The sequence below is a fragment of the uncultured Fretibacterium sp. genome, assembly GCF_938040765.1.
In the GTDB taxonomy this organism is placed as follows: domain Bacteria; phylum Synergistota; class Synergistia; order Synergistales; family Aminobacteriaceae; genus CAJPSE01.
The window spans coordinates 1-6,492 of record NZ_CALIAA010000096.1 but is presented as its reverse complement, the minus strand read 5'-3'; the positions used below and the strand labels follow the sequence as shown (position 1 = coordinate 6,492).

General features: G+C 60.6%; 8 protein-coding genes. 3 read left to right on the top strand and 5 right to left on the bottom strand.

Features of this window, described 5'->3' with window-relative positions:
- The 3 genes from Q0176_RS03650 to Q0176_RS03640 form a co-directional block, all read left to right on the top strand.
- The coding region (locus Q0176_RS03650) for an AbrB family transcriptional regulator (RefSeq protein ID WP_299299334.1) at positions 1-496 on the top strand (496 nt) is incomplete at its 5' end.
- A gap of 5 nt (positions 497-501) precedes the next feature.
- The gene (locus Q0176_RS03645) at positions 502-1,254 is read left to right on the top strand and encodes an ATP-binding protein (RefSeq protein ID WP_299299332.1); all 753 of its coding nucleotides are present in this window, start codon (positions 502-504) and stop codon (positions 1,252-1,254) included.
- A 69-nt stretch (positions 1,255-1,323) separates the two neighbouring features.
- On the top strand, positions 1,324-1,815 hold the full coding sequence (locus tag Q0176_RS03640; RefSeq protein WP_299299330.1) for an NUDIX domain-containing protein: 492 nt from the start codon (positions 1,324-1,326) through the stop codon (positions 1,813-1,815).
- Positions 1,816-1,842: 27 nt separating this feature from the next.
- On the opposite strand, the gene Q0176_RS03635 is transcribed toward Q0176_RS03640, so the two are convergent.
- From Q0176_RS03635 to Q0176_RS03615, 5 genes are all read right to left on the bottom strand, one after another.
- Complete coding sequence (locus Q0176_RS03635; RefSeq protein WP_299299328.1) at positions 1,843-2,712, bottom strand: glycosyltransferase family 2 protein; 870 nt, start codon at positions 2,710-2,712, stop codon at positions 1,843-1,845.
- Positions 2,705-3,913 carry a glycosyltransferase gene (locus Q0176_RS03630; protein WP_299299326.1) on the bottom strand — a complete coding sequence of 403 codons (1,209 nt, stop codon included), beginning with the start codon at positions 3,911-3,913 and terminating at the stop codon, positions 2,705-2,707. Before Q0176_RS03630 ends, Q0176_RS03635 begins: the two co-directional genes overlap by 8 nt.
- Entirely contained in the window at positions 3,910-4,758 is an 849-nt protein-coding gene (locus Q0176_RS03625; protein WP_299299324.1) for a polysaccharide deacetylase family protein, read from the bottom strand. Before Q0176_RS03625 ends, Q0176_RS03630 begins: the two co-directional genes overlap by 4 nt.
- 149 nt (positions 4,759-4,907) lie before the next feature.
- Positions 4,908-5,594 carry a methyltransferase domain-containing protein gene (locus Q0176_RS03620; protein ID WP_299299322.1) on the bottom strand — a complete coding sequence of 229 codons (687 nt, stop codon included), beginning with the start codon at positions 5,592-5,594 and terminating at the stop codon, positions 4,908-4,910.
- A gap of 42 nt (positions 5,595-5,636) precedes the next feature.
- A complete protein-coding gene (locus Q0176_RS03615) occupies positions 5,637-6,203 on the bottom strand; it encodes an FkbM family methyltransferase (RefSeq protein WP_299299336.1) in 567 nt (188 codons plus the stop codon).
- Between the last annotated feature and the right edge of the window lie 289 nt (positions 6,204-6,492).

Sequence of the window (6,492 nt, the reverse complement as noted above, 5' to 3'; positions counted from 1 at the left end):
TTCAATTTTGAGGGAATCGATCGTCATCGCCGTATCCGTTCTTCTGGGCGGGTTGTTGGGACGCCTTCTGCATCTCCCCTCCGGAGTCATGGTCGGGGGAATGGTCGCCGGGTTTTTCGTCAAGGGGGCCACGCTCGGCGAGCTGCCGAGCGGAGATCTGCTCTCCGTCGTCTCGCAGCTTCTCGTTGCCTACGTCATCGTATCCAACTCGGACGTCGCGTCGCTGCGCGCGCATCCCGAGGCCGTCCCCGCGGCTCTCTTCTACATCGCGCTGCTCCTGACCTTCTGCATCGGCATGGCGTTCGTCGTGACGCACTTCTTCGGCATCGATCTCCAGACGGCCGTGTACGCAACGGCGCCCGGCGCCCTTTCCGGCATGGCCCTGTCCGCGTCGGACGCCGGCGCGGAGACGCCCGTATCCCTGATCTTCCACCTGTTCCGCACGGTGATCGTCCTGATCGTCACGCCTTTCGCCGCCCTGCTCCTCAAAAGATGATCGAAGTGCAAAAGCTCTGGGACGAACCGCTTTGCCGGGCGCTCCGGCGCCGGATCGGCCGGGCCCTTGGGCGTTACCGCATGATCACGGAGGGGAACCGGATCGTCGTGGGACTCTCGGGCGGAAAGGACAGCCTGCTGCTGCTGCACGCGCTGTCCGACCTCCGGCGCCGCAGCCCCGTGCGTTTCGAACTGGCCGCCTGCACCGTCGCCCTGACGGGGATGGACGTCTCGCACCTGCGGGAGTACTGCACCGCGCGGGACGTGCCCTACACGGCCCTCGAACATCCCATCATGGAGATCATCGAGAACCGCGCCGAGCGTTCGCCGTGCAGCTTCTGCGCCAACATGCGGCGCGGTCTGCTGAGCACCTGGGCGCACGACAACGGCTTCAACCGGCTGGCGCTGGGACACAGCCTGGACGACGCTGTGGAGACCTTCTTCTTGAACCTTCTCCGGGCCGGTCGGGCACGCAGCTTCCAGCCGACGGCCCACATGACGAGGTCGAACGTCACGGTCATCCGGCCCTTGATCGCCTCTCCCGAGGCGGCGATCATCGACGAGGTGAAGCGGCTGGGGCTCCCGGTCCTGGAGACGGTCTGTCCCTTCGCGGGCGGTACGGAGCGCCGGCGCGTGAAGGACCTCCTGGAGACCCTGCGCCGCGATGTTCCCGACCTGTTCGCGAACGTCGTCAACGCCATGGAAAATCTGTCGGACGCCGACCGATGGATTGCAGCGGCGGATACCGGCAAAACTTAAGTTTTTTCAGCATGGATTCCGCTTCGGACCACAAATTGTACAGTATATCGAGATGAAGGAGGAACCCCGATGAGTGCGGAGAGCTGGGAGCATTGCGCCTATTGCGTCCCCATCGTCTTTTGTTTTCTGATTCGGGACAAGAAAATTCTGTTGATCCGGCGTGCCAGGGAGCCCTACAAGGGCGAGGCGACGGTGCCCGGGGGGCGAAAGCGGAGGGGGGAGTCCCTTCGCGCCGCCTGCGCGCGCGAGATGCTGGAGGAGACGGGCTATACCGTCGGAGACCTGACCTTCGCGGGGATCCTGCACGTATTCCGGGACGGCGAGGACCGGGAGTACGTATCGTACTACTTCGTCTGTCATGACTTCAGCGGGGAGCTTCGGGAGAGCGACGAGGGACCGCTCTTCTGGGCCGGCCTGGACGAAAGCCTGACCCTGCCCGGCATCCATCCCTCCTACGTCAGGATCCTGCCCTACATCCGAAGCGGGACCACCGTCGATATGACCCTGCACGTCTCCTCCGACGGGCGCAGTACGACGAATCCCGATTCCGAAGGGATTTGATTCATCCGGATTCGCCTCATCCATGGCTCAGAGGCTCCCGTCATCCTGTCGGGACAGGAGCCTCCAGAGCTCCTCGAAATCGCCGTCGAACGCCCCCGTTCGCTCGGCGTTCAAAAGCCGTCCGTCGCGATAGCGGGCATAAACCTCCGCCAGCCCCAGCGCATTGACCAACCCCCTGCCCCAGTGCTTCAGGTGCATTTTGAGAATGGCCCTCCATGCCGGGCAACGGGGCAGGATGCTGTTATAAATCCGCCGGTTCTCCGCCAGAAGGCGCGGTGTGTAGGCCGACGAGATCCCCGAGTTGCGGAAGGCCGTCAGCACCCGATCGATGGCACAGAAACGCTCCCCGGCCCGGAAGAGACGGAGAATGAACTCCCAGTCCCCCGAGACCCGGCAGGAGGGATCGAAGAGTCCGTATCGTTCGTACATCCGCACCGCGACGAAGGTTGCGGGGTGGGCGATGCTCATACGACCGGTAAGGAGGCGGTGGTCGCCCACCGGGTAGACCGTCCAGCGGCGGCGCGCCTCGTCCACCACGGCCAGCTTGCCATAAAACACACCGGTATCGGGGCTTTTCCGATATGCCTCCGCCACCGTCTCCAGGGCCCAGGGCGCGTAGAGGTCGTCCGCGTTGAGAATACCGACGACATCCCCCGTGGCGCGGGCCACCCCCTTGTTGAAGGCGTCGTAGATGCCCTCATCCGGCTCAAGGACGACATGGGTCAGCCGCGGCCGATAGCGTTCGAGGATCGACCGGGTGCCATCCGTCGAACCGCCATCGATGGCGATGTACTCGAACGGAGGGCAGGTCTGAGAGAGAACGCTGTCCAGGGCCTGCTCGACCGTCCCGGCAGCGTTGAGACAGACGGTGACGATGCTCATTTTAATATCACGCATCTCTCGCCACTCCTATCATCCCCAAAAGATTCAGATAGGCGTCAACGGCCTGTTTCTCGGAGAAAGCTTCGGCGCGCTCCTGCAGCATCCCCTTCGGCATCGGCTGGCACAGGGCTTTCAGCATTCCCTCGGAGAGGGCGGGGGCATCCTGCATCGGGACAATGTAACCATACCTGCCGTCCTCCAGAATCTCACGAATCCCCCCCGGAGCATCCGTCGCCACCGGGGTCGTCCCGACGTACAGCGCCTCAATCAGGACCGTCGGAAGCCCCTCGTAGAAGGTCGACAACACCAGGGCGTCGGCATCCCTCACAAACGGAAGCGGGTTGGCAACCATCCCCATCCAGTCGATGTCCGCATCGATCTTTAGATCCATAGCTCTGCGCTCGAGACGGCCTCGGTCCGGACCATCTCCAAGGACGAGCAATCGAACCGACATCGCCCGCCTCAACAGGGAAAATGCCTCCAGCAGGGTGTCGAAATCCTTTTCGGGGCTCAGGCGCGCGACGGAAATCAAGGCAGGGATCGTTTTGTCCGCCAGCCACGGGTGAACGCAAGCCTCTTCCGCCTTCCTTTTCAGGGCGCTTCCCACCACGGGATTATAGATGTGCCCAACCCGGTCCGCTGGGACGCGAAAATGGGCGGTCAAGTCAGCGGCGACGGCGGAGGAGACCCCGACGACGCGATCGGCTTTAGGATAAAAAAGGCGGCACATCGTGGAAAAGCAAACGCGGACGGGAGCAACCTGGCGCCTCAGGTGCTCCGAAAGCAGCGTGTGCTCCGTCACGACTACCCGGGATGGCTTGCCGGCAAGGAAATTTGCCGCCAGCGTCATGGCGTTGTAATGGGCCGTCAGCAGGAGGTCCGGCCTGCGGCGCCCGATATAATGCGTCAGGCTCCTCGTCGAGACGAAGAGTTTCCAGAAAAAGACCACAAACGCCCACGGAAGCATCAAGATATTTTTCGTCTTGAAAATCCTGTGGAAAAGACGGAGCGACTCGAAATAATGTCCTCCATCGAGTTCCACCAAGGACACCCCCTCGGGGACTCCGGCCTTCATGGCATCCGACTGGGGCGCCGGAACGACGATGTCGACAGCAAATCCCTGCCGTTCCAGAAGTCCGGCGAGGCGAACCATAATCCGTTCGGCTCCCCCCGGCCCCAAAGAGGCGAGGACAACGGCTATCCGTTCCCCTTTCATCCCCTGAGGCCCCTCCTCAGCGAAACGTAGGCCGACCGAGCCAGCAAATCGTCGACCGACATCCCCTCGTACAGCATGAAACGTGGCAGGGCCCAAAGCTTCTCCCCGTCATCCCTCGACACGCGTCCCGGAGCCGTCGTCATACAGGTAAGGGCGCCCATCTCTCGAACGACGGAAAGCGCCTCGTCGCTGAAGAGACCGTAGGCGTAAGCGTAATGTAAGGGAACGCACCCGGTCTGCCGAGCTATCTCCTCCTTGGCCAAGGAGAACTCCCTGCAGACAGCCTCGCGGGAAACCCTTTGCAGGTTCAGGTGGCGGTGCCCGTGATTCCCCAGCTCGGCCAAGGGGTGAGACTGCAATGCCCGAACCTCGTCCCACGTCAGGAAAAGGCCTTCAACACTTCCGCAATCGTAATCGTTGTCCCCGTAAAGCTCCGAGACATAAGCCTCGGCCCCCTGGTCCGCCAGCAAAGCCTGTTCACGAATCTGCATGAAGAGACGGCTCTTCTCCGGAGCGCTCCTTATATCCCAGGTCCGCCCTCCCCAGAGGACAGCAGGCCGCGAGGAGAGCAGCCCCTCCAGGCCATACCACCAGGGCACGCAGGAACCGCCGATAAAAGCGGTGCTCAGGTAGATTGCAAAGGGAACGCCATGCCTCTCGAACAGGGGAAGCCCCTCGGTCAGGTTGTCCCGATACCCGTCATCCAAAGCGAGGACAAGGGAACGGGAGGGCCAGGGCCCCTCTCCCGTCAGGGCGGCGTGCAGCTGTGAGACGGAAAGGAAAGTGAAACCCTTGTGCCTGGCATCGATGATAAAGCGTTCCAGGAAGGCGGGTGAAACCTTCATGTCCTCGTTGGGAGGCAGCCGCGTCGGATCCTTTTCTCCTATCCGGTGCAGCATGACGCAAAAAACGCCGTCCCTCAAAAGACGGCGCAGGACGCAGGCTGCCGCAGGACATGAAAGCCCCGTTAGAATCCACCGTCGAATAGCATCCTTCATTTTCTCGCAAAAACCCCTATCGTAACCGTATAGTCCTCATCGTAAAAATCCAGCAGGCCCGTATCATTCACATCCTCCACGGAGAGGCCATCCAAAAACGCCTTGGCGACAAAGACATTTCCATAGCCCTTGACGGCCGCCTCACGAAAATGTCCCGAAAACAGTTTTTGGGCCGACAAAACCGTAAAACGCCAATAGTCCCCCCAGCGGTCCATGTCGTACCGGCTGACCTGGGATATGCCGCTCACCGTCGCCAGCAATACGCCCCCCGGACGCAAGAGCTTATGGGCCCCCCGGACTGCGTCGTCCAGGCCATAAATGAAATTGAACGTCTGCGTGCAGATGAAACAATCCGCAATCCCCTCGGGGAGCGTCCCCGGTTTCGAGAGGTCTCCCGTGATCGTCGCCTCCCTCGACGAGGAATCGACGTGCAGGACATGCGGAACGGCGTTATGTCCGAACTTCCGCGTATAGCCGTCGTCGGCCACCTCCAGGACCTCTCCCGTAATGCAGGAGGAATGCTCCTGCAAAAATTTTTCGATGTAATAACGGTCCAGCGGCATTCCCCGGTCGAAGCCGAAGAGACGGCTGACCGGTTGCAGACGTCTCTCCTCGAAGGAGACCGGGGGTGGGGTACGAAAACAGGCCCCCATTTTTCTCAACAGCCGGGAAACGATCCTCATAACTTACCCGCCTCCACACTCGATGCAGCTACAGACAAGCCTCTAAAAGCCCTCGTTGGCCGCGAAAATATTGCCCCGCCAGGGGGAGCCTTGATGCTCGAAGGGAGTTGCCATAGAGCCCTCCACAGGAGCGAGCCGATAACGGAAACCAGCCTCATCCAAAATCGCCAGGATGCTCCCCAACGTTCCGTTCCGCTCCACTCCCCAGGAATGGTACTCACAAAACAGGCGGCGCACATGGGAGAGTACGTCTTTCAAAGCAGGTATCGCTACCGTTTCAGCACCCTCGATGTCCATCTTCAAAAGGTCCACACACTTTTCACCCAGCAGCATCTCCTTCAGGTCTATACTGGGCACGACTCGCCCTCCCGGGCATTCCTCGACATGCCCCCCATCGGCGCCATCCGAAGCAAAATTTACCCCCTTCGAGTGCGTCCAAACCGCGGCGTTATGCAGGACAACGTTTTCCAGGAGATTGTTTCGAGATAAATTCCGACTCAGATAATCATATACCTCCCTGTCCGGCTCGAAGGGCACGACCCTAGCGTCGGGATAAAGAGTTTTGAAGTAAGCCACGCTTACGCCCACGTTCGCCCCACAATCGTAAATGACGGGAGAGGGGGTATCGGCACGGAAAAAATAGGACTGATTTTTGAAGATATCAACGTATTGCCAGAAAAACTGGGCGCATCGGGGACGTCAAAGGAAAGCCCCCCTGAAGGACACGTTTTTCAGGGGACGGTATCGCCCCCGTTTTGCACAGGAGCAGTAAAGCCGCAGAAAATCCCGGCCCTCGGACGTAAAAAGGTAACTCAGCCTTCTTGTAAGTTTTGAGAACACCACTCACCACCGCCTCAATACACCGCTTTCATACACGATTTGTCCTCTTCACATCTAC

Bases quoted from the DNA above. Each gene is read 5' to 3' on its own strand.
- Q0176_RS03640 (WP_299299330.1), top strand. From the start codon at position 1,324: ATGAGTGCGGAGAGCTGGGAGCATTGCGCCTATTGCGTCCCCATCGTC.
- Q0176_RS03635 (WP_299299328.1), bottom strand. From the start codon at position 2,712: ATGCGTGATATTAAAATGAGCATCGTCACCGTCTGTCTCAACGCTGCC.
- Q0176_RS03630 (WP_299299326.1), bottom strand. From the start codon at position 3,913: ATGAAAGGGGAACGGATAGCCGTTGTCCTCGCCTCTTTGGGGCCGGGG.
- Q0176_RS03625 (WP_299299324.1), bottom strand. From the start codon at position 4,758: ATGAAGGTTTCACCCGCCTTCCTGGAACGCTTTATCATCGATGCCAGG.
- Q0176_RS03620 (WP_299299322.1), bottom strand. From the start codon at position 5,594: ATGAGGATCGTTTCCCGGCTGTTGAGAAAAATGGGGGCCTGTTTTCGT.